20 protein-coding genes and 1 riboswitch are annotated in these 21349 nt (G+C 70.0%); of the genes, 16 read left to right on the top strand and 4 right to left on the bottom strand.

The window, feature by feature from the left end:
* The 3 genes from AC1D2K_RS08575 to AC1D2K_RS08565 all read right to left on the bottom strand — a co-directional run.
* Positions 1-309 (bottom strand): PaaI family thioesterase (locus AC1D2K_RS08575; protein ID WP_478087908.1); only part of this gene is annotated, 309 nt, incomplete at its 3' end.
* A gap of 63 nt (positions 310-372) precedes the next feature.
* Entirely contained in the window at positions 373-1512 is a 1140-nt protein-coding gene (locus tag AC1D2K_RS08570) for an acyl-CoA dehydrogenase family protein (RefSeq protein WP_478087906.1), read from the bottom strand.
* Positions 1509-2744: a CaiB/BaiF CoA transferase family protein gene (locus AC1D2K_RS08565; protein ID WP_478087904.1), complete on the bottom strand. Its 1236-nt coding sequence runs from the start codon at positions 2742-2744 to the stop codon at positions 1509-1511. Before AC1D2K_RS08565 ends, AC1D2K_RS08570 begins: the two co-directional genes overlap by 4 nt.
* 92 nt (positions 2745-2836) lie before the next feature.
* Here AC1D2K_RS08565 and AC1D2K_RS08560 point away from each other — a divergent pair, with 92 nt between their 5' ends.
* The 15 genes from AC1D2K_RS08560 to AC1D2K_RS08490 all read left to right on the top strand — a co-directional run bounded on the left by AC1D2K_RS08560 (position 2837) and on the right by AC1D2K_RS08490 (position 19657).
* Positions 2837-3751 (top strand): LysR family transcriptional regulator, encoded by a 915-nt coding sequence (locus AC1D2K_RS08560; RefSeq protein ID WP_478087902.1) that lies wholly within the window; start codon positions 2837-2839, stop codon positions 3749-3751.
* 255 nt (positions 3752-4006) lie between these two features.
* The gene (locus tag AC1D2K_RS08555; RefSeq protein WP_478087900.1) at positions 4007-4972 is read left to right on the top strand and encodes an ABC transporter substrate-binding protein; all 966 of its coding nucleotides are present in this window, start codon (positions 4007-4009) and stop codon (positions 4970-4972) included.
* Positions 4973-5003: 31 nt separating this feature from the next.
* Complete coding sequence (locus tag AC1D2K_RS08550; RefSeq protein WP_478087898.1) at positions 5004-5846, top strand: ABC transporter permease; 843 nt, start codon at positions 5004-5006, stop codon at positions 5844-5846.
* A complete protein-coding gene (locus tag AC1D2K_RS08545; protein ID WP_478087896.1) occupies positions 5846-6625 on the top strand; it encodes an ABC transporter ATP-binding protein in 780 nt (259 codons plus the stop codon). Before AC1D2K_RS08550 ends, AC1D2K_RS08545 begins: the two co-directional genes overlap by 1 nt.
* Before the next feature lie 22 nt (positions 6626-6647).
* Entirely contained in the window at positions 6648-7445 is a 798-nt protein-coding gene (gene hutC, locus AC1D2K_RS08540) for a histidine utilization repressor (RefSeq protein ID WP_478087894.1), read from the top strand.
* 58 nt (positions 7446-7503) lie between these two features.
* Entirely contained in the window at positions 7504-9141 is a 1638-nt protein-coding gene (hutH, locus tag AC1D2K_RS08535; RefSeq protein ID WP_478087892.1) for a histidine ammonia-lyase, read from the top strand.
* Positions 9142-9180: 39 nt separating this feature from the next.
* Positions 9181-10899 carry a urocanate hydratase gene (hutU, locus tag AC1D2K_RS08530; RefSeq protein WP_478087890.1) on the top strand — a complete coding sequence of 573 codons (1719 nt, stop codon included), beginning with the start codon at positions 9181-9183 and terminating at the stop codon, positions 10897-10899.
* Between the two features lie 21 nt (positions 10900-10920).
* Entirely contained in the window at positions 10921-11520 is a 600-nt protein-coding gene (locus tag AC1D2K_RS08525; protein WP_478087888.1) for a HutD/Ves family protein, read from the top strand.
* Positions 11517-12761, top strand: a complete 1245-nt coding sequence (hutI, locus tag AC1D2K_RS08520) for an imidazolonepropionase (protein WP_478087886.1) — start codon at positions 11517-11519, stop codon at positions 12759-12761. The genes AC1D2K_RS08525 and hutI overlap by 4 nt, the downstream gene beginning before the upstream one ends.
* Positions 12758-14140: a formimidoylglutamate deiminase gene (locus AC1D2K_RS08515; RefSeq protein WP_478087885.1), complete on the top strand. Its 1383-nt coding sequence runs from the start codon at positions 12758-12760 to the stop codon at positions 14138-14140. The genes hutI and AC1D2K_RS08515 overlap by 4 nt, the downstream gene beginning before the upstream one ends.
* Positions 14141-14144: 4 nt before the next feature.
* On the top strand, positions 14145-14963 hold the full coding sequence (gene hutG / locus AC1D2K_RS08510) for an N-formylglutamate deformylase (RefSeq protein ID WP_478087884.1): 819 nt from the start codon (positions 14145-14147) through the stop codon (positions 14961-14963).
* Positions 14960-16348 carry an FAD-binding oxidoreductase gene (locus tag AC1D2K_RS08505; protein WP_478087910.1) on the top strand — a complete coding sequence of 463 codons (1389 nt, stop codon included), beginning with the start codon at positions 14960-14962 and terminating at the stop codon, positions 16346-16348. The genes hutG and AC1D2K_RS08505 overlap by 4 nt, the downstream gene beginning before the upstream one ends.
* Positions 16345-17478: a histidinol-phosphate transaminase gene (locus tag AC1D2K_RS08500; RefSeq protein ID WP_478087882.1), complete on the top strand. Its 1134-nt coding sequence runs from the start codon at positions 16345-16347 to the stop codon at positions 17476-17478. The genes AC1D2K_RS08505 and AC1D2K_RS08500 overlap by 4 nt, the downstream gene beginning before the upstream one ends.
* 79 nt (positions 17479-17557) lie before the next feature.
* Positions 17558-18604, top strand: a complete 1047-nt coding sequence (locus AC1D2K_RS08495; RefSeq protein ID WP_478087880.1) for a homocysteine S-methyltransferase family protein — start codon at positions 17558-17560, stop codon at positions 18602-18604.
* 276 nt (positions 18605-18880) lie between these two features.
* Complete coding sequence (locus AC1D2K_RS08490) at positions 18881-19657, top strand: SH3 domain-containing protein (protein WP_478087878.1); 777 nt, start codon at positions 18881-18883, stop codon at positions 19655-19657.
* A 154-nt stretch (positions 19658-19811) separates the two neighbouring features.
* Here AC1D2K_RS08490 and AC1D2K_RS08485 read toward each other — a convergent pair whose 3' ends face one another.
* On the bottom strand, positions 19812-20699 hold the full coding sequence (locus AC1D2K_RS08485) for a LysR family transcriptional regulator (protein ID WP_478087876.1): 888 nt from the start codon (positions 20697-20699) through the stop codon (positions 19812-19814).
* A 100-nt stretch (positions 20700-20799) separates the two neighbouring features.
* Here AC1D2K_RS08485 and AC1D2K_RS08480 point away from each other — a divergent pair, with 100 nt between their 5' ends.
* On the top strand, positions 20800-21237 hold the full coding sequence (locus AC1D2K_RS08480; RefSeq protein ID WP_442287629.1) for a PACE efflux transporter: 438 nt from the start codon (positions 20800-20802) through the stop codon (positions 21235-21237).
* Between the two features lie 8 nt (positions 21238-21245).
* Positions 21246-21338: riboswitch (S-adenosyl-L-homocysteine riboswitch) on the top strand.
* Positions 21339-21349: the final 11 nt, after the last annotated feature.

The raw sequence follows: 21349 nt of genomic DNA, 5'->3' as shown, positions 1-21349 counted from the left end.
GGTCTGGCCCTTGGCGGGCGCGAGCAGGTTGATCTTGTATTCGATGGTCAGCACCGCGGCGTCGGCCGGCATCAGCGTGAAGCCGGCGTAGCCGCAGGCCGAATCGAGTGCGGTCGCCACCATGCCGGCGTGCAGGGAGCCGTGCTGCTGGGTCAGGCCTGCGGCCCAGTCGAGTTCGATCGCCACGCGGCCCGGCGCGATCTCGCCCAGCCGCGCGCCGATGGTGGCCATGGCGCCCTGGCGCTCGAAGCTCTGGCGCACGCGCTGCGCATAGTCGGGGTCCTGGGCGATGAAGGAAGTGGCTGCCATGAGTGAATTGACGTTTACGTAAAGGTCAATTATGGGATGGCTGCCCGCATCGGGCAAGCAAGCTCAGCCCAGCACGATGCGCGCAATGATGTTGCGCTGGATCTCCGACGAGCCCTCGTAGATGCGCAGGATGCGCGCATCGCGCACGTAGCGCTCGAGCGGCATCTCGCGCGTGAAGCCGTAGCCGCCGTGGATCTGCAGCGCTGTGTCGGCAACGAAGGCCACCATTTCGGACGCATGGAGCTTGGCCATGGCGGATTGCAGCGTGAAGGGCTCGCCGGCCGTGCGCAGTGCCAGGGCCTGCATCGTGAGGCCCCACGAGGCTTCGAGCCGCAGCTTCATGTCGGCCAGCATCCACTGGATGCCCTGCTTGCCGGCCAGCGGCTCGCCGCCGATCTGCCGATCGCGGGCCCAGGCCACAGCCGCCGCCAGCGCGGCTTCGGCGATGCCGAGCGAGGTCGCGGCGACGTCGAGGCGGCTGTTGTCGAGCACCTTCATGGCGGTCCTGAAGCCGCTGCCTTCGTCGCCGAGGCGATTCGCGAGCGGGACGCTCACCGACTCGAAGGCGACCTCGAAGGCATGGCCGCCGCGGATGCCCATCAGCTTCTCGGGCGACGAGATGCGCACGCCCGGCAGGTCGGTGTCGACGATGAAGGCGCTGACGCCGCGCGCGCCGGCCGTGGCGTCGGTCTTGGCGAACACCACCAGGAATTTCGCCTCGGCCGCGTTCGAGATGAAGTGCTTGACGCCGTCGATGCGATAGTGGTCGCCGTCGCGCACGGCGCGCGTGCGCAGGTCGGCCGGGTGCGAGCCGCCGCGCGGTTCGGTGAGCGCGAAGCCGGCCAGCCACTCGCCGCTGGCGGCGCGCGGCAGGTAGCGCGCGCGCTGCGCATCGTCGCCGCCGATCAGCACGGCGTCGGTGCCCAGGTAGTGGGCGCCGATCATCGAGGAGGTCGCGGCGCAGGCGCGCGAGATCTCGACCAGGGACAGCAGCATCGCCGTCGGCGACACGCCGGGGCCGCCCCAGCGCTCGGGCAGGTTCATGCCCATCACGCCGAGCGCGGCGAGCTGCGGCACATGGCAGGTCGCCGAGCGCTCCTCCTCGTCGATGGCGCGCGCGAGCGGCGCGACGGCCTCGGCCGCATAGCGCGCGACCGCATCGGCCAGGGCCTGGTCTTCTTCGGTGACGCCGAGTCGTGTCATGTCGTTTCCTTGCGTGGTGAAGAGGAGGTCGCCGGGACGCCGAAGGCGCCGGCTTCGCGCAACTCGGCGAGCTTGTCGAGGCCGCAGCCCAGCAGGCTGGCGAGCAGTTCGTCGGTGTGTTCGCCGAGCGCGGGCGCGCGTGCGCTGCGGTTGGGTGCGGCGCCGTTGAAGCGCACCGGTTGCGTCGGCAGGCGCAGGCCGGGCAGGCGATCGTCATGAACCTCGCGCAGCAGTTCGCGCGCCTGGGCCTGCGGGGATTCCAGCGCCTGCGCGATGTTCCAGATCGGCGCGGCGGGCACGCCTGCGGCGTCGAGCCGGCGCACGACTTCCTCGACCGGATGCGCGCCGGCCCAGTCCTCGATCAGGCTGCGCAACGCCGGCTCCTGCTCGGAGCGCAACTCGTCGGTGGTGAAGCGCGGGTCCTGCACGAGTGCGGGGCGCTCCATCGCGACGGCCATCGCATCGAACAGTTTCTTGTTGAGCACCGCCAGCGCGAAGTGGCCGTCCTGCGCGCGATAGACGCCGAAGGGCGCCGACAACGGGTGCCGGTTGCCGACCCGCCGCGCCGGCTTGCCGGTGAAGAGATAGCGTGCCATGGAGGTTGCGAGAAAGCTCAGCGTGGTGTCGAACATCGCGACGTCGACGTGCTGGCCGCGGCCGGTGCGCTGGGTCTGCAGCAGCGCGGCCAGCGTGGCCCAGGAGGCGAACAGGCCGGCCACCACATCCGACACCGCCTCGCCGACCAGCGTGGGCGGGCCGTCGGGGTCGCCGGTCGCCTCCATCAGGCCGCTCATGGCCTGCACGATGATGTCGTAGGCCGGGCGATGGGCATAGGGGCCGGTCTGGCCGAAGCCCGAGACGCTGACATAGACCAGCTTCGGATTCAGCCGCGCGAGCGACTCGGGGCCGATGCCGAGCCGCTCGGCCACGCCCGGGCGGAAGTTCTCGACCACCACGTCGGCGCGGGCCGCGAGTTCGCGCACCAGCCGCACCGCATCGGGATGTTTCAGGTCGAGCACCATGCTCTTCTTGTTGCGGTTCATCACCGTGAAGAGCGCGCTCTGGCCGCTCTTCATCGGCCCGATGGCGCGGTAGTCGTCGCCCTGCGGCGGTTCGATCTTGATCACCTCGGCGCCCAGGTCGGCCAGCAGAGCGGTGGACAAGGGCCCGGCGAGCACGCGGGTGAAGTCGAGGATGCGGATGCCGTCGAGCGGACGGGCGGAGGCTGTCATGGTGGGGTCCTTTCGTGACCGGAAGGTCGCCATGGTCGGCCTCCATTGAATCAATTGAAAATACTCATCATTGATGCCTTGGATCAAGAAAGATGATTCACCTGAACCTTCGCCAGCTCGAATACTTCGTCGCCGCGGCCCGGCATGGCGGCGCCGCCCGCGCGGCCGAGGCGCTCAGCGTCTCGCAGCCGTCGATCTCCAAGGCCATCGCCGATCTCGAAGAACTCTGGGGCGAACCGCTGTTCGTCCGGCTGCACGCGCGCGGGCTCGAGTTGACTGCGGCCGGTGCGCTGCGCCATCGGGAGGCRCATGCACTGCTCGAGCAGGCGCGCACGCTGGCCGCGCCGCGCTCGGGCGAGCTGGCCGGCCTGCTGCGCGTCGGCTGCCTGAGCACCCTGGCGCCGCGCTGGCTGCCGGACATGCTGGCCCGCATGGCGGCGGACTGCCCGGCGATCGAAGTGCAGCTGGTCGAAGGCGACACCGAGACGCTCACGCGGATGCTGGAGCGCGGCGCGCTCGATGTCGCGCTGATGTACGACCTCGGCCTGGCGCGCGGCGTGCGGCTCGAGCCCGTGATGCAACTGCGCCCCTACGCGCTGCTGCCGTGGGGGCACCGGCTGGCCCGGGCCACGAGCCTGCGCATCGCCGACCTTGCGCGCGAGCCGCTGGTGCTGATCAACCTGCCGCACAGCCGCGAGTACTTTCTTTCGCTGTTCCGCGATGCCGGCGTCTCGCCGCGAATCGCGCACGAGAGCGCTTCGCTCGAAATGGTCCGCTCGCTGGTGGCGAACGGGCTCGGCGTCTCCTTGCTGACGACGCGGCCGCTGCGCGACCAGGCCTATGACGGCAAGCGCATCGCCTGCCGGCGGCTGCGCGGCCAGCTCGCGCTGCAGTCGGTGGTGCTGGCCTATCCGCCGCCGGGGAGCTTCGCTTCGCCGCTGGCCGAGCCCTTCGCGGCGGTCGTGCAGGCCAGCGTTTCGAGGCAGGCCGATGCCCTGACCCGCTAGCCGCTTCATCTGGCACGTCGTTTGCTTATCCTCATGCATTCGCCGCCGCCAGACCCTGTCTAGACAGCGTTTGGTGCATGAAACCGCTTTCGCGCCCTGACAAGGGGCCAAGCGGCGCTTGATCCGGACCGCAATTCCGGGTTAACCTGTATATACAGGTGCATCGCGGGGAATGAAACTCGGCCGCACTGCTGGAGTTCGCGTCTTTCGCGTCGCCGGCGAGCCGAAATTTTGAAACGCAACAGGAGAACCTGAATGGTCAAGACGGTAGCAAAGATCGCCTCGCTGATGGCGGCAGGTGCGTGCATCGCGGGCATGGCGACCAGCGCCCACGCACAGGACACCAAGATCACCCTCGGCATGTCGGGCTGGACCGGCTTCGCGCCGCTGACGCTGGCCGACAAGGCCGGGATCTTCAAGAAGAACGGCCTGGAGGTCGACCTGCGCATGATCCCGCAGAAGGACCGTCACCTGGCGCTGGCCTCCGGCGCGATCCAGTGCGCGGCCACCACGGTCGAGACGCACGTGGCCTGGAACGCCAACGGCGTGCCGATCGTGCAGATCTTCCAGATGGACAAGTCCTACGGCGCCGACGGCATCGCGGTGCGCAACGACGTCAAGAGCTTCGCCGACCTCAAGGGCAAGGCCATCGGCGTCAGCGCCCCGGGCACCGCGCCGTACTTCGGCCTGGCCTGGATGCTCAGCAAGAACGGCATGTCCATGAAGGACGTCAAGCTGGTCTCGCTCGAGCCCCAGCCCGCCGCCCAGGCCTTCGTGGCCGGCCAGAACGACGCGGCCATGACCTACGAGCCCTACCTCTCGACCGTGCGCGCCAATCCCACCGCCGGCAAGATTCTCGCCACCACGCTCGACTACCCGATGGTGATGGACACCGTGGGCTGCGCCCCGACCTGGCTCAAGTCCAACGCCAAGGCAGCCCAGGCGCTGGCGAATTCGTACTTCGAGGCCCTCGACATGATCAAGACCGACCCGGCCAAGGCGAACGAAATCATGGGCGCGGCGGTCAAGCAGACCGGCGAGCAGTTCGCGAAGTCGTCGGCCAACCTGCGCTGGTCGGACAAGGCGGCCAACCAGAAGTTCTTCGCCAACGACATCGTGCCGTTCATGAAGGACGCGCAGGCGATCCTGCTGGAGTCCGGCGTGATCCGCAAGGCGCCCGACGACCTCAACGCCACCTTCGACACCAGCTTCATCAAGTAACGGACCATCGATCATGAGCGCGACGCCTGTCATGAACTCAACCAAGCCGGTGAACCTCGGCGCCTCGGCCACGCCCGCAGAGCCACGCCGGCGCCGCGCGCTGGCGCCACTCGAGCCCGTCAGCGCGCGGGCGCGCTGGCTGCTCGGCGTCGGCTTCTTCGTGGTCTTCGTGGTGGTCTGGGCCTTGTTCACGCTCGGCGGCTTCGTCTCGCCGACCTTCCTGGCCAGCCCGGTCACGATGGTCAAGGAGGCCGTGCTGCTCTTCACCGAGTACAACTTCAGCCACGACATCGGCATGACGGTGTGGCGCGTGTTCGGCGGCTTCGTGCTGGCGACCGTGGTGGCGGTGCCGCTGGGCATCGCGATGGGCACGTGGAAGAGCGTCGAGGCCTTCTTCGAGCCCTTCGTCTCGTTCTGTCGCTACCTGCCGGCCTCGGCCTTCATTCCGCTGCTGATCCTGTGGGCCGGCATCGGCGAAACGCAGAAGCTGCTGGTGATCTTCATCGGCTCGGTGTTCCAGATCACGCTGATGGTGGCGGTCACGGTGGGCAGCGCGCGGCGCGACCTGGTCGAGGCCGCCTACACGCTGGGCGCCAACAGCCGCGGCATCGTCGCCCGGGTGCTGATCCCGGGCGCTGCGCCCGGGATCGCCGAGACGCTGCGCCTGGTGCTCGGCTGGGCCTGGACCTATGTCATCGTCGCCGAGCTGATCGGATCTTCTTCCGGCATCGGCCACATGATCACCGACAGCCAGGCGCTGCTCAACACCGGGCAGATCATCTTCGGGATCATCGTGATCGGCATCATCGGGCTCATCTCCGACTTCGCCTTCAAGGCGCTCAACCGCCGTCTCTTCGCCTGGAGCACCCTGTGATGAATCAGCTGTCCATTCGCGGTGTCTCGCGCACCTTCACCGGCACGCGCGGCCAGAGCACGCAGGCGCTGCTGCCGGTCGACTTCGAAGTGCGCGAGAACGACTTCGTCACCATCCTCGGCCCCTCGGGCTGCGGCAAGTCGACCTTGCTGCGCATCGTGGCCGGACTCGACTACCCGACCGGAGGGCGCGTGCTGCTCGACGGCCAGACCATCGAGGGCCCGGGCGCCGATCGCGGCGTGGTGTTCCAGAGCTATACGCTGTTCCCCTGGCTCACCATTGCGCAGAACATCCGCTTCGGACTGCGCGAGCGCGGCATGAGCGAGGCCGACCAGAAGGAGCGCAGCGACTTCTTCATCGCCAAGGTCGGCCTGCGCGGCTTCGAGAACCACTTTCCCAAGCAGTTGTCGGGCGGCATGCAGCAGCGCACCGCGATCGCCCGCGCACTCGCCAACGACCCCAAGATCCTGCTGCTCGACGAGCCCTTCGGTGCGCTCGACAACCAGACCCGCGTGCTGATGCAGGAACTGCTGCTGGGCATCTGGGAGTCGGCCCGCAAGACCGTTCTGTTCGTCACGCACGACATCGACGAGGCGATCTTCATGGCCAACCGCGTCGCGGTGTTCAGCGCCCGGCCCGGCCGCATCAAGACCGAGATCGCGGTGGACTTCCCGCATCCGCGCCATTACACGATCAAGACCTCGCCCGAGTTCATGGAGATCAAGGCGCGCCTGACCGAAGAGATCCGCGCCGAGTCCATGGCCGCCGCCGAGCATTGATCCACGCCGCACGAAAGACCGCATGACAGCCGCCAGCCTTCGCAAAGCCACCGACGCCCGTCGCAGCGCGCATCCGCGTGCCGCGGCCTCGACGTCCCCCGCGCTGGCGCTGTACGAGCAGATCAAGGCCTTCATCACGCACAAGATCCAGGACGGCTCCTGGAGCGCCGGCCACCGCCTGCCGTCGGAGAGCGAGCTGGTGGCGCAATTCGGTGTCGCCCGCATGACGGTCAACCGCGCGCTGCGCGAACTGGTCGAGCAGGGGCGCATCGTGCGGGTGGCCGGCGTCGGCAGCTTCGTGGCCGAGGACAGGCCGCAGTCGACCCTGCTGCAGATCGCCAACATCGCCAGCGAGATCCGCGAACGCGGCCACGACTATCGCTGCGAATTCCTGGCCGCCGAGCGCGTCGCCGCCTCGCCCGACGTGGCGGTCTGGCTCGACCTGCGGCCCGGCGAGTCGGTCTTCCACACGGTCTGCCTGCACCTGGAGAACGAGACCCCGGTGCAGCTCGAGGATCGCTATGTCAACCCGCGCGTGGTGCCGGATTTTCTCGAGCAGGATTTCTCGCTCGTCCCGCCGAGCGAGTACCTGGTGCGCAACGTGCCGTTCGACCAGATCGAGCATGTGGTCGATGCCGTGCTTCCGACCTCCGAGCAGGCCGAGCGCCTGGACATGCCGGTGACCGACCCCTGCCTGCTGCTCACGCGCCGCACCTGGACCCGGACCCAGCCGGTGACGGTGGTGCGCTGCCTGCATCCCGCCTCGCGCTACCGGCTCGGCAGCCGGTTCCGCGCCGACGGCAATCCCTCTTTCGGCTGAGCGCGCACGCCGCGCTTCGCCTTTCGCACGAACCTACTTGTATAGACAGGAGAACCCCATGAACACCACCCCCCTCGGCACCGCACCGATCGTCCTCGCGCCCGGCGACGTCGACCTTGCCACGTTGCGCCGCGTGCATGCCGGCGGCGTGCAGCTGTCGCTCGACCCGTCGGCCCGCGCCGGCCTGCTGGCGGCCCAGGCCACGGTGCGCCGCATCGTCGAGGCGGGCGAGGTGGTCTACGGCATCAACACCGGTTTCGGCAAGCTGGCGCAGACCACCATCCCGCCCGAGCGCCTGGCCGAACTGCAGCGCAACCTGGTGCTGTCGCACAGCGCGGGCACCGGCGAGCCGCTGGCCGCCGGCGTGGTGCGGCTGGTGCTCGCGACCAAGGCCGTGAGCCTGGCGCGCGGGCATTCGGGCGTGCGGCCCGAGATCGTCGATGCGCTGCTCGCGCTGTCGAACGCTGGCTTGCTGCCGCGCATCCCGTCGAAGGGGTCGGTCGGGGCCTCGGGCGATCTGGCGCCGCTGGCGCATCTGGCCTGCGTGCTGATCGGCGAGGGCGAGGTCACGGCGCCCGATGGCGAAGTCATCAATGGCACCGACGCGCTGGCGCGCATCGGCCTCGCACCCTTCGTCCTCGGCCCAAAGGAAGGACTGGCGCTGCTCAACGGCACCCAGGTGTCGACCGCGCTGGCGCTGGCCGGCCTGTTCGGCGCCGAGGACGTGTTCGCGGCCGGCCTGATGGCGGGCGCGCTGTCGCTGGAAGCCATCCAGGGATCGATCAAGCCCTTCGATGCCCGCATCCACGCCGCGCGCGGCCAGCCGGGCCAGATGGCGGTGGCCGGGGCGGTGCGTGCACTGCTCGAAGGCAGCGAGATCCTGCCGTCCCATGCCGACTGCGGCCGGGTGCAGGACCCGTACTCGATCCGCTGCGTGCCGCAGGTGATGGGCGCGTGCCTGGACAACCTCGCGCATGCGGCGCGCGTGCTGCGCATCGAGGCCAATGCGGCTTCGGACAACCCGCTGGTGTTCGACAACGGCGACGTGATCTCGGGCGGCAACTTCCACGCCGAACCGGTGGCCTTTGCGGCCGACATCATCGCGCTCTCGGTGGCCGAGATCGGCGCCATCTCTGAGCGCCGGATGGCGCTGCTGCTCGACAGCGGCCTGTCGGGCCTGCCGCCGTTCCTGGTGCGCGACGGCGGCGTCAACTCCGGCTTCATGATCGCGCAGGTCACGGCCGCGGCGCTGGCGTCGGAGAACAAGTCGCTCGCCCATCCGGCCAGCGTCGACAGCCTGCCGACCTCGGCCAACCAGGAAGACCATGTGTCGATGGCCACCTTCGCGGGCCGCCGGCTCGGCGAGATGGTCGAAAACACAGCCGTGGTCGTCGGCATCGAGGCGATGGCTGCGGCGCAAGGCATCGAATTGAAGCGCGGCAGCACGACGGCCCCCACGCTCGGCACTGGCGTGTCCTCGCTGCCCCCCGAGGGGGCGCAGCCCGCCTTGGGGCGGCCCGGCGCCGGGCTGAAGAGCTCGCCCCTGCTCGAAGCCGAATTCGCCGCCATCCGCGAGCGCGTCGCCTTCATCGAACAGGACCGTTTCCTCGCACCGTCCATCGAAGCCATGCGCCTGTGGGCACGCCAGGGCCAATGGCCCGAAGCCGTGCAAGCCATCCTGCCCAGCCACGCCTGAATCTCTTCCATCCGAACCGACATCGAAAGGAACACCGCCATGAACGCACCCGACAAATTCCTCGCCCAGTCCGCCGACCCCCGCCATGACGCAAGCCGCGTGATCCGCGCGCCGCGCGGCAGCACGCTCAACTGCAAGAGCTGGCTCACCGAAGCCGCGTTCCGCATGCTGCAGAACAATCTGGACCCCGAAGTTGCCGAGCGCCCGCAGGACCTCGTGGTCTACGGCGGCATCGGCCGCGCCGCGCGCGACTGGGCCTCGTTCGACCAGATCCTGGCGTCGCTGAAGGAACTGAACGACGACGAGACGCTGCTGATCCAGTCGGGCAAGCCGGTGGGCGTCTTCAAGACCCACGAGAACGCGCCGCGCGTCTTGCTCGCGAATTCGAACCTGGTGCCCAAGTGGGCCACCTGGGAGCACTTCAGCGAGCTCGACCGCAAGGGCCTGATGATGTACGGCCAGATGACCGCCGGCAGCTGGATCTACATCGGCAGCCAGGGCATCGTGCAGGGCACCTTCGAGACCTTCGTCGAGGCCGGCCGCCAGCACTACAACAACGACCTCGCGGGCAAGTGGATCCTGACCGCCGGCCTGGGCGGGATGGGCGGCGCGCAGCCGCTGGCCGCGACGCTGGCGGGCGCGGTCTCGCTCAACATCGAGTGCCAGCAGGCCAGCATCGACTTTCGCCTGCGCACGCGCTATCTCGACAAGCAGGCCAAGGACATCGACGACGCGATCGCGCTGATCAAGCAGCACACGGCGGCCAAGGAGGCGGTGTCGATCGGCCTGCTGGGCAATGCGGCCGAGATCCTGCCGGAGCTCGTGAAGCGCGCCCAGGCCGGCGGCCTCAAGCCCGACCTCGTGACCGACCAGACTTCGGCGCACGACCTCGCCAGCGGCTACCTGCCGATCGGCTGGACCCTGGCGCAATGGGAGGCCGCCAAGGCCGACGCGACCCAGCACCCCACGCTTCGCAAGGCGGCGGCCAAGTCCTGCGCGGTGCACGTGCAGGCCATGCTCGACTTCCAGGCGATGGGCATCCCGACCGTCGACTACGGCAACAACATCCGCCAGGTGGCGTTCGACGAGGGCGTGAAAAACGCGTTCGACTTCCCGGGCTTCGTGCCGGCCTACATCCGGCCGCTGTTCTGCGAGGGCAAGGGGCCGTTCCGCTGGGTTGCGCTCTCGGGCGACCCGGAGGACATCTACAAGACCGACGCCAAGATCAAGGAGCTGTTCCCCGACAACAAGCACACCCACCGCTGGCTGGACATGGCGCGCGAGCGCATCGCCTTCCAGGGCCTGCCGGCGCGCATCTGCTGGCTGGGGCTGGGCGAGCGCGAGAAGGCCGGGCTGGCCTTCAACGAGATGGTGAAGTCGGGCGAGCTCAAGGGCCCGATCGTGATCGGCCGCGACCACCTGGACACCGGCTCGGTGGCGAGCCCGAACCGGGAAACGGAAAGCATGAAGGACGGCAGCGACGCGGTGTCGGACTGGCCGCTGCTCAACGCGCTGCTGAACACCGCGGGCGGCGCGACCTGGGTCAGCCTGCACCACGGCGGCGGCGTGGGCATGGGCTACTCGCAGCATTCGGGCGTGGTGATCGTGGCCGACGGCACCGAGGCGGCGGCCCGGCGCCTCGCGCGCGTGCTGTGGAACGACCCCGCCACCGGCGTGATGCGCCATGCCGATGCCGGCTACGACATCGCGATCGCGACGGCGAAGAAGCAGGGCCTCAACCTGCCGATGATCAAGTAAGCCGCGCGAGGAGCCGGGCCCGTGGCACTCCAACGCTTCGACATCGCCTCGCTGGCCGCCTCGCCGTGGAAGAACGGCGGCGGCACCACGCGCGAGATCGTCTGCTCGCCGGCGGGCGCGGACATGGACGGCTTCGACTGGCGCGTGAGCATCGCGACCATCGACCGGCCAGGGCCGTTCTCCGCCTTTGYCGGCATCGACCGCGTGATCATGCTGCTCGAAGGTGCCGGCGTGCGCCTGCATTCGCAGGACGGCCGCATCGACCATCGGCTCGACCTGTCGCATGTGCCGTTCGCCTTCGCCGGCGACGCGGCGCTGGACTGCGATCTGCTCGGCGGCACGTCGACCGACTTCAACCTCATGACGCGCCGCGGCCGCGTCAGCGCCGATTGGCGGCTGCTGCGCGCGACCGCCGACATCGCGCCCGCCGAGCGCGGCCTGCTGATGGTCCTCGGCGGCCGCTGGCGGCTCGACGCCTTCGACTGCGGGCCGGGCGAGGGCGTGTGGTGGGACGGCGGCTCGCGCGGATGGCAGGCGCATCCGCAGGACGCCGATGCCGCACTGATCGCGGTGCGGCTCGAATCGACAACCCGTACGACCACCATGGGTGGATCCGCATGAACTTCTCCGCACTCCCTTCCGCCGACGGCGTCTGGACGCAGCTGCGCCTCGCGCCCGGTGCACTCGCCGGCGACGACATGCCATGGGCCGAGGCCGCGATCGTCGTGGCCGACGGCAAGATCGCCTGGATCGGCGAACGCGCATCGCTGCCCGGCCAGTTCGCCGGGCTGCGGCGCTTCGACGGCGGCGGTGCAATGGTCACGCCCGGCCTGGTCGATTGCCACACCCATCTGGTCTATGGCGGCCAGCGCGCCAACGAGTTCGCGATGCGGCTCGCCGGCGCGAGCTACGAAGAGGTGGCGAAAGCCGGCGGCGGCATCGTGTCGTCGGTGCGCGCCACGCGCGAGGCCGACGAGGACACGCTCTACGCGCAGGCTGCGCCGCGCCTCGAGCAACTGCTCGCCGACGGCGTCTGCGCCATCGAGATCAAGTCGGGCTACGGGCTCGCGCTGGCACACGAGCGCAAGCAGCTGCGCGTCGCGCGCCGGCTCGGCGAGGCCTATGGCGTCACGGTGCGCACCACCTTTCTGGGCGCCCACGCGCTGCCGCCCGAGTACGCGGGCCGCAGCGGCGACTACATCGACCTCGTCTGCCGGGAGATGATGCCGGCGCTGGCCGAAGAAGGGCTGGTCGATGCGGTCGACGTGTTCTGCGAACGCATCGCCTTCTCGCTGGCCGAGACCGAGCGCGTGTTCCAGGCGGCCAGGGCGCTCGGGCTCCCGGTCAAGCTGCATGCCGAGCAACTCTCGGACATGGGCGGGGCCGCGCTGGCGGCGCGCTACGGCGCGCTGTCCTGCGACCACATCGAGCACCTGTCGGCCGAAGGCATCGCCGCGATGCGCGCGTCCGGCACGGTGGCCGTGCTGCTGCCCGGCGCCTACTACACGCTGCGCGACACCCACCTGCCGCCGATCGAGGCGCTGCGCGCGGCCGGCGTGCCGATGGCCGTTTCCACCGACCACAACCCCGGCACCTCGCCGGCGCTGAGCCTGCTGCTGATGGTCAACATGGCCTGCACGCTGTTCCGTCTCACGGTGCCCGAGGCGCTGGCCGGCGTCACCCGCCATGCGGCGCGCGCGCTCGGCCTGCAGCAGACGCATGGCGCGCTGCATCAGGGACAGCCGGCCAACTTCGTGCTCTGGAACGTGCGGGAGGCCGCGGAACTCGCCTACTGGTTCGGCCAGCGGCCCGTGCGCTGCGTGGTCCGGCAGGGCCGCGTCGCCGTGGAGCAGGCGGCATGACGCGCACGCTATTCGCGGCCGATGCGCTGCTGCCGACCGGATGGTCGAAGAACGTGCTGCTGGCCTGGGACGAGGCCGGCCGGCTCACGCAGGTGCAGCCCGAGGCCGCGCAGCCCTCCGGCACGCCCGCATCGAGCGGCCCCGTGATCCCCGGCACGCCGAACCTGCATTCGCACGCCTTCCAGAGAGCCTTCGCAGGCCTCACCGAGCACCGCGCCGAGCAGCAGGACAGCTTCTGGAGCTGGCGCACGCTCATGTACCGCTTTGCCGCGCGCCTCGCACCGCAGCACATGGAGGCCATCGCCACCTGGCTCTATGCCGAGATGCTCGAAGCGGGCTACACGAGCGTGTGCGAATTCCAGTACGTGCACCATGACACCGGCGGCCGTCCCTACGCGAATGACGCGAGCCTGAGCCTTGCGCTCCTGCGCGCCGCGCAGCGTACGGGCATCGGCTTCACCCTGCTGCCCGTGCTCTACCAGTCCAGCGGCTTCGGCGGCCTGCCACCCAACGAGGGGCAGCGTCGCTTCATCCGGTCGACCGAATCGATGCTTCGCCTGCTCGAAGCGCTGAGGCCGGTGTGCGACGCGCAGGGCGCGCGGCTCGGCCTCGCGCCGCATTCCCTGCGTGCCGTTGCGCCCGACGCCTTGCGCGATGCCCTCGCAGGCCTCGAAGCGCTCGACCCCACGTCGCCGATCCACATCCACATCGCCGAGCAGACCAAGGAGGTCGACGACTGCCTGGCGTGGAGCGGCCAGCGTCCCGTGGCCTGGCTGCTCGACCATGCACCGGTCGATGCGCGCTGGTGCCTGGTCCATGCCACGCACATGGATGCGAACGAGTACCGGCGCGCGGCGATGAGCGGCGCGGTCGCCGGCCTGTGTCCGACGACCGAGGCCAATCTCGGCGACGGCATCTTCGACTTCGCGGCCTGGCGCCACCACGGCGGTGCCTGGGGCGTCGGTTCCGACAGCCACGCCTGCGTCAACGCGGCGGAGGAGCTGCTGATGCTGGAGTACAGCCAGCGCCTGGCCACGCGGCAGCGCAACGTGGGCGCCGATGGGTCGCACCCCCAGGTCGCGACCGCGCTCACGCTGGCGGCCGTGCGGGGCGGCGCGCAGGCCGCGGGCCGCGCCGTCGGCGGCCTGGCGGTGGGGCAGCAGGCCGACTTCGTCGCGCTCGATGCCCGCCACCTCGCGCTGCAGGGGCTCGCCGCGCCCGACATGCTCTCGGCCCACGTCTTCGCCAGCCACCGCACCTCGGCCATCGATGCCGTGTGGGTGGCCGGCCAGACGCGCGTCGCCGGCGGCCGCCACGCATTGCACGACGAAGCCGCGGCCGCCTTCGTGGCCGCGCGCACCCAACTTCTCGAGGATTGAACCCATGAGMTTCACCACACCCGAGCCCCCCTTCCGCTTCCACCCCGGCAAGCGCCCCCTCCTGATCTCGATGCCGCACGTCGGCACCTATGTGCCGCCGCAGCTCGCGGCGCGCTTCACCGACGAGGCCCGCCAGGTGCCCGACACCGACTGGCATCTCGAGCGCCTGTACGACTTCGCGGACGAACTCGGCGCCTCGCTGCTGATCGCCACGCACTCGCGCTACGTGGTCGACCTCAATCGCCCGCCCGACGGCGCGAGCCTCTATCCGGGCCAGAGCGTCACCGGCCTGTGTCCGGTCGACAGCTTCGACGACACGCCCCTCTATGCGGCCGGCGACGTGCCCGGCGAAGCCGAGATCGCGCAACGTCGCGACGCCATCTGGCAGCCCTACCACCGCCAGCTCGCGGGCGAGCTCGAGCGCTTGAAATCGCTGCACGGCGTCGCCGCGCTGTGGGACGCACATTCGATCCGCTCCGTGCTGCCGCGCTTCTTCGACGGCAAGCTGCCGGACCTCAACCTCGGCACCGCCCAGGGCGCCAGTTGCGATCCGGTCCTGGCGCAGTCGCTGCTCGATATCGCCGGGCAGGCGCCGGGATTCACGTCCGTGCTCAACGGCCGCTTCACCGGCGGCTACATCACGCGCCAGCACGGCCGGCCGGCGCAGGGCGTGCATGCCGTGCAGCTCGAGATGACGCAATGCAGCTACATGCAGGAGGCGCTGCCCTTCGACTACCTGCCCGAGCGCGCCGCCCGCGTGCAGCCGCATGTGCGGCGCATGCTCGAAGCGGTGCTGGACTTCGTCGAACGTCGCCCGGGCTGAACGGCGTGGAATTCCTCGCCGCGCTGGCGCGGTCCGTCGGCGCCGATCGCCTGCAGACCGGCGACGCCATCCCCGCGCGCCACCACGCCGACTGGAGCGGTGCGCCGCCCGTGGCGCCGATGGCCCTGGTGCGCCCGCGCAGCACGGAAGAAGTCTCGGCGGTGCTGCGCCTGTGCAGAGAGTACCGCGTGCCGGTGGTGCCGCAGGGCGGCCTCACCGGGCTCGCGGGCGCGGCGGTGCCGAGTCCCGGCGCCATCGCGCTCTCGCTCGATCGCATGAGCGCCATCGAATCGGTGGATGCGGCGGCGTCCACCCTGACGGTGCAGGCCGGCGCCACCCTGTCGGCGGTGCAGGAGGCCGCCGCCGCGCAGGGCCTGCAGTTCGGCGTCGACCTCGGCGCGCGCGGCTCCTGCCAGATCGGCGGCAACCTGTCGACCAATGCCGGCGGCAACGGCGTGCTGCAGTTCGGCATGATGCGCGAGCAGACGCTGGGCCTCGAGGTGGTGCTGGCCGACGGCAGCGTGCTACCGATGCTGCGGCCCATGCTCAAGAACAACACGGGCTACGACCTGAAGCAGTTCTTCATCGGTGCCGAGGGCACGCTGGGCGTGATCACGCGCGCGGTGCTGCGCCTGTATCCGGCGCCCCGTGCACGCGCCACCGCGCTGGTTGCACTCACCGATTTCGACGCCGCGCTGGCGCTGCTGGGCCGGCTGCAGGCTCGCTTCCCGCGCGCGGTGGCGGCCTTCGAACTCATGTGGCGCGACTTCGTCGAGACCTCCCTGAAATGGCAGGGGCTGCGCGAGCCTTTCGAGGCGGTGCATCCGTTCGCGGCGCTGGTCGACGTGGTCGGCGACGACGAGGCCTCGCTGCGTACGGTCCTCGAGGAGACGCTGGGCGAGGCGATGGAAGCCGGGCAGGCGAGCGATGCGGCCATCGCGCAGTCCCAGGCGCAGGTCCAGGCGTTCTGGAAGATCCGCGAGGCCACCGCCGAGCTGCCGGTCCACATGCATCCGCCGATCAATTTCGACGTCAGTCTCCCAATGGCCGAGATCGGCCGGTTCGCCGACGCCTGCCGCGCTGCCTTCGATGTGCGCTGGCCGGGCCACCACTCCCTGTTCTTCGGCCACGTGGGCGACAGCAACCTGCACATCACGACCGACGGCCGCTCGATCGGCGGCCAGGAGGCGCAGATCGAAGCGCTGGTCTACGAGCAGGTCGCCGCGTTCGGTGGCAGCGTCTCGGCCGAGCACGGCATTGGCCTGCACAAGAAACCCTATCTGTCGGCGAGCCGCAGCCCGGCCGAGCTGGCCGCCATGCGCGCGATCAAGCGCGCGCTCGATCCCCTCCACCTTCTCAATCCCGGCAAGGTATTCGACCTATGAACGCATCCCCATTCCAGGGCTTCGCCCGTCCCGAAGTCGCGCCGCTGCCGCCCTACAACGCCGGCTTGTCTTCCGAGGTGGTGCGCGCGCGCTACGGCGTCAGCGAGATCAGCCGGCTGGCGAGCAACGAGAACCCCTTCGGCGCCAGCCCGGCGGTGGCGCAGGCGCTGGTCGGCCTGGCGCAGCAGGTCAACAACTATCCCGATGCCGCCTGCACCGCGCTGCGCACCGCGATCGCCGGGCGCTGCGGCGCCGGGCCCGGCCAGATCGTGATCGGCAGCGGCTCCGAGGACATCCTGCAGATGCTGTGCCTGGCCCTGCTGTCGCCGGGCGACCGGGTGCTCACGCAGCGCCCCGGCTTCGGGCTGCACGAGATCTTCCCGCGCATGATGGGGGCCGAGGTCGAGGCGCTGGCGCTCACGCCCGCGCTCGAATTCGATCTCGACGCCTGGTGCGAGGCGCTGGCGCGCGGGCCGAAGATCGCGATGATCGCCAATCCGTCGAATCCCGTCGGTTGCATGTTCGATGCGGCCGCCTTCGAGCGCCTGCTCGCGGCCACGCCGGCCGGCACGCTGCTGGTGCTGGACGAGGCGTACTACGAGTACGCGCGGCTCGCGCCCGGCTTCCCGGATGCGCTGGCCGCACTGCGCGACCAGCAGCGGCCCTGGATCGTGCTGCGCACCTTCTCCAAGGCCTGGGGCCTGGCCGGGTTGCGCGTCGGCTACGGCATCGCCTCCGACGCCGCGCTGGTGCAGCTGCTCGACCGGGTGCGCACGCCCTTCAACGTCAACCAGGCGGCGCAGGCGGCGGCGCTGGCCGCGTGGGGCGACGAGCCTTTCATGGCCCATGCAGTGGCGCAGACCGTGCAGTACCGCGAATCGCTGGTGGCGCAACTGCGCGCGCTGGCGCTGCCCGGAATGCGGATCGCGCCGTCGGCGGCGAACTTCCTGTTCATCGATCTCGGGCGTCCGAACGGACCGGTCAACGAGGCCCTGCTGGCGCGCGGCATCATCGCCAAGCCCTGGAAGGAGCCCGGCTTCGAGACCTTCATCCGGGTGTCGATCGGCATGCCGGCGGACAACGAGCGCTTGCTGCGCGCCTTGCGCGAGATCGTCGGCGAGGCGCCGTGACCCTTTTCAGGGGGCCGGGGCGCTGACGGCCAAGACCCGACGCCGCGATCGGGCCGCCGCCGCTTCCTACAATCGGCCCATGAAGCCCGTCGTCTACACCCGCGCCCAACAACTGCCCGCCATCCTGGCCCGCCGCATCGCCATCCTCGACGGCGCGATGGGCACCATGATCCAGCGCTTCAAGCTGACCGAGGAACAATACCGCGGCGAACGCTTCAAGGACTTCCCGCGCGACGTCAAGGGCAACAACGAACTGCTCTCGCTGACCCGGCCCGATGTCATCCGCGACATCCACGAAGGCTATCTCGCCGCCGGCGCCGACCTGGTCGAGACCAACACCTTCGGCGCCACCCGCATCGCGCAGGAGGACTACAAGATGGCCGACCTGGCGCGCGAGATGAATCTCGAGTCGGCCAGGCTCGCGCGTGCCGCCTGCGACAAATTCAGCACGCCGGACAAGCCGCGCTTCGTCGCCGGCGCCCTCGGCCCCACGCCCAAGACCGCCAGCATCAGCCCCGACGTCAACGATCCCGGCGCGCGCAATGTGAATTTCGAGGAACTGCGGGCTTCGTACTACGAGCAGGTCGAGGCGCTGGTCGAAGGCGGCTCCGACGTGCTGCTGGTCGAGACCATCTTCGACACGCTGAACGCCAAGGCCGCGCTGTTCGCGATCGACGAATACTTCGAGGCCAGCGGCGAGCGGCTGCCGCTGATCATCAGCGGCACCGTGACCGACGCCTCGGGCCGCATCCTCAGCGGCCAGACCGTGACGGCCTTCTGGCACAGCGTGCGCCATGCGCAGCCGCTGGCCATCGGGCTCAACTGCGCGCTGGGCGCTGCATTGATGCGGCCCTACATCCAGGAACTGGCGCGCGTCGCCGACGACACCTTCATCAGCTGCTACCCCAACGCCGGCCTGCCCAACCCGATGAGCGAGACCGGCTTCGACGAGACACCCGATGTCACCTCGCGGCTGCTGCACGAGTTCGCCGCCGAAGGGCTGGTCAACATCGTCGGCGGCTGCTGCGGCACCACGCCGGAGCACATCGCGGCGATCGGCCAGGCGGTCGCTCCGCTCGCGGGCCGCAGCCTGCGGCGCGCCGCCTTCTACAGCGAAGCAGCCTGAGCTGGCCCCCACGCTCCCTCACTTCGTGTGGTCGCTGCCCCCCGAGGGGGAGTCAGCAGGCCGCCCGTCAGCGCGAAGCGCGGACTTCGCCGCGCTGGCGGCCCGGCGCCGGCCTGAACCTCGCGCATCCCGGCGCATGTGAAGCCGGGATGAAGAAGCTCTCCAAACGTTCTTCGCGTGCGCGAACGCGCGTGCTGAAACGTTCTAGCTGAAGGCCGTCGCTGATTGACAACGCGCCGACGCTCTCCCTACCCTGGAACGCAAAAGGAAATCTGCATGAACGACAACAAGGCTCTGCGATGGTTCGGCCTCGGCGCCATGGCGCTGATGCTGCCGCTGGCCGCGACGGCCCAGCAGGCGTTCACCCGCGGGCCCGTCAATCTGCGTGCCGGCCCCGGCGACAACTATCCGCTGGTGGCCTCGCTGGCGCCCGGGCAATCGCTGGAAGTGATGGGCTGCACCGCCGGCTACGGCTGGTGCGACGTGGTGCTGCCCGACGGACTTCGCGGCTGGTCCTATGCGGCGAGCCTCGAGTACGCCTACCTGGAGCAGCGGGTGCCGCTGGCGACCTACGGCGCGATCATCGGCGTGCCACTCGTGACCTTCGCGATCGGCAGCTACTGGTCCAACTACTACCGCGACCGGCCCTGGTACGGCCAGCCGCGCTGGTGGGGCGGCCGGCCGCCGCCGCCACCGGTTCCGGGCTGGCGCCCGCCACCGCCGCCGGTTGCGGGCTGGCGTCCCAACCCCTGGCCGGGCTATCAGCCGCATCCGCCGGGCTTCCGTCCGCCGCCTGCGCCGGTTTTCAGGCCGCTGCCATCGCCCGGCTACCGCCCGCCACCGTCACCCGGCTGGCGCCCGCCGCCCGGCTTCCAGACCGGCGGCCGGCCGCCGGGGCAGGGCGGAGGTGACCACGGCGGCGGCGGCCACGGTGGTGGGCATGGGGGCGGTGGCGGAGGCGGTCACGGGGGTGGCGGTGGCCACGGTGGTGGCCATGGGGGCGGTGGCCACGGCGGCGGCCATGGTGAAGGAGGAGGCGGGCGCGATCGCTAGCCGGCGCCGTCCTCCACCACGTGATCGCGTGACCCGCGGCGCATGAAACTGGTGCAGCCCAATTGCCAGGGATACCGCGGAACCGGCTTCGCCGGGCCGCTGGTATCGCCCCCTCGAGGGGGAGGCGCCGCAGGCGCTTCGGGGGTGTTTCAATTCAGTCCTTCTTGCGGGCGATCAGCGCCACGAAGCGCTGGGCGCCCAGGCCCAGCGGCCGCTCGCGCGACCACACGACGTCGACCCACAGGTCGAGCCCGTTGGACAGGTTCTCGAACGGAATCTCGACCAGCGCGCCCGCCGCCACGTGCGGCCGGGCGAAGTTGCGCGGCAGCCAGCCCCAGCCCAGGCCGGCGGTGATCAGGCTCAGGGCGGCCAGCGCGTTGTCGGTGCGCCAGACGTGCCGTGCGAAGACGAAGCGCGGGTCGCTGGTGGCCAGGTCACGGCCGGCGACCACGATCTGCCGCGTGGTCGTCAGGTGCTCCTCGCGCAGCCGGCCGCCGGCGGCGGCCAGCACCGGGTGGTCGGGCGCCATCACGGCCACCATGGTGTCGCTGGCCACCTCCTGAAACCCCTCCCGGCCGTCCAGGCTGGGACGCTCGAACACCAGCGCCAGCTGCGCCCGGCCGCTGTGCAGCAGCGCCAGCGCATCGGCTTGCGGCGCGGCCAGCACCTCGACCTCCAGCAGCGGGTATTCGTTCGCCAGGGCGGCCAGCGGGCCGCTCCAGGGCGCCGCGAGCAGTTCGGGCGCGATCGCGAGCGTGAGCCGGTTCTCCAGCCCCTGGGTGAGCGCCAGCGCCTGCACCTGGAGCTGCTTGAGCTGCGCCGCCAGCAGGCGCGCCTGCGGTTCCAGCGAACGCGCCGCCTCGGTGGGCTGCGGTTCCCGGCCGCTGCGGTCGAAGAGCAGCAGGTCGAGTTCCGCCTCGAGATTGGCGATCGCCATGCTGACCGCGGAGGGCACCCGGCCCAGGGCCCGCGCCGCGGCCGAGAAAGAACCGTGGTCGATGACCGCGAGGAACACCTCCACGTTGTCGCTGGAAAAGCTCATGCGGTCCGACCTATCAATTAACTTGAAAGAAGATGACTTTATATGTCAGTCAAACAAATATAAAGTACCCATCAACACCAACCAACACGGGATCGATTTCATGCAAGGGCTCAAACGCCGCGTCGTCTACATCAGCCTCTACGAGGGCATCGCCATCGTCGTGGCCAGCGCGGGGCTGGCGCTGATGTCGGGCCAGGGCCTGGGCCACTCGGGCGTGCTGGCGGTCATCGCCTCGGTCATCGCGGTGCTCTGGAACCTCACGTTCAACGCCCTGTTCGAGCGCTGGGAATCGCGCCAGGCCGTGCGCGGCCGCAGCGTCCGCCGCCGCGTCGCCCATGCGATCGGCTTCGAGGGCGGCCTGGTGGCCTTCCTGGTGCCGATCTTCGCCTGGTGGCTGGACGTGAGCCTGTGGGAGGCGTTGGTGATGGACCTGGGACTGGTGGTTTTCTTCCTGGTCTACACCTTCGTCTTCAACTGGGCCTTCGACGCCATTTTCGGCTTGCCCGCATCGGCGGCCGGCGCCGCCCAGCCGGCGTAAAATCCGCGGCTCCCAAGGAGCGTTGCAGCGCTGCCGTCCATCCGGGCGGCGGCGTCAGGCTTGGGCTTCCAGCCACTGGAGTGCAACGACGCTCGCCTGACCCCGTTTCCAC

Source organism: Variovorax sp. P1_H12_2 (assembly GCF_056405335.1).
The sequence above is the reverse complement of the archived record's forward strand: the minus strand, read 5'-3'. Positions and strand labels throughout refer to the sequence as shown.

Excerpts from the sequence above, each read along its gene's own strand:
- AC1D2K_RS08550 (WP_478087898.1), top strand. The coding sequence starts at position 5,004 with ATGAACTCAACCAAGCCGGTGAACCTCGGCGCCTCGGCCACGCCCGCA.
- AC1D2K_RS08565 (WP_478087904.1), bottom strand. The coding sequence starts at position 2,744 with ATGACAGCCTCCGCCCGTCCGCTCGACGGCATCCGCATCCTCGACTTC.
- hutI (WP_478087886.1), top strand. The coding sequence starts at position 11,517 with ATGAACTTCTCCGCACTCCCTTCCGCCGACGGCGTCTGGACGCAGCTG.
- hutC (WP_478087894.1), top strand. The coding sequence starts at position 6,648 with ATGACAGCCGCCAGCCTTCGCAAAGCCACCGACGCCCGTCGCAGCGCG.
- AC1D2K_RS08490 (WP_478087878.1), top strand. The coding sequence starts at position 18,881 with ATGAACGACAACAAGGCTCTGCGATGGTTCGGCCTCGGCGCCATGGCG.
- AC1D2K_RS08570 (WP_478087906.1), bottom strand. The coding sequence starts at position 1,512 with ATGACACGACTCGGCGTCACCGAAGAAGACCAGGCCCTGGCCGATGCG.
- AC1D2K_RS08480 (WP_442287629.1), top strand. The coding sequence starts at position 20,800 with ATGCAAGGGCTCAAACGCCGCGTCGTCTACATCAGCCTCTACGAGGGC.
- AC1D2K_RS08485 (WP_478087876.1), bottom strand. The coding sequence starts at position 20,699 with ATGAGCTTTTCCAGCGACAACGTGGAGGTGTTCCTCGCGGTCATCGAC.
- hutH (WP_478087892.1), top strand. The coding sequence starts at position 7,504 with ATGAACACCACCCCCCTCGGCACCGCACCGATCGTCCTCGCGCCCGGC.
- AC1D2K_RS08500 (WP_478087882.1), top strand. The coding sequence starts at position 16,345 with ATGAACGCATCCCCATTCCAGGGCTTCGCCCGTCCCGAAGTCGCGCCG.
- AC1D2K_RS08555 (WP_478087900.1), top strand. The coding sequence starts at position 4,007 with ATGGTCAAGACGGTAGCAAAGATCGCCTCGCTGATGGCGGCAGGTGCG.
- AC1D2K_RS08495 (WP_478087880.1), top strand. The coding sequence starts at position 17,558 with ATGAAGCCCGTCGTCTACACCCGCGCCCAACAACTGCCCGCCATCCTG.
- hutU (WP_478087890.1), top strand. The coding sequence starts at position 9,181 with ATGAACGCACCCGACAAATTCCTCGCCCAGTCCGCCGACCCCCGCCAT.
- AC1D2K_RS08515 (WP_478087885.1), top strand. The coding sequence starts at position 12,758 with ATGACGCGCACGCTATTCGCGGCCGATGCGCTGCTGCCGACCGGATGG.
- AC1D2K_RS08545 (WP_478087896.1), top strand. The coding sequence starts at position 5,846 with ATGAATCAGCTGTCCATTCGCGGTGTCTCGCGCACCTTCACCGGCACG.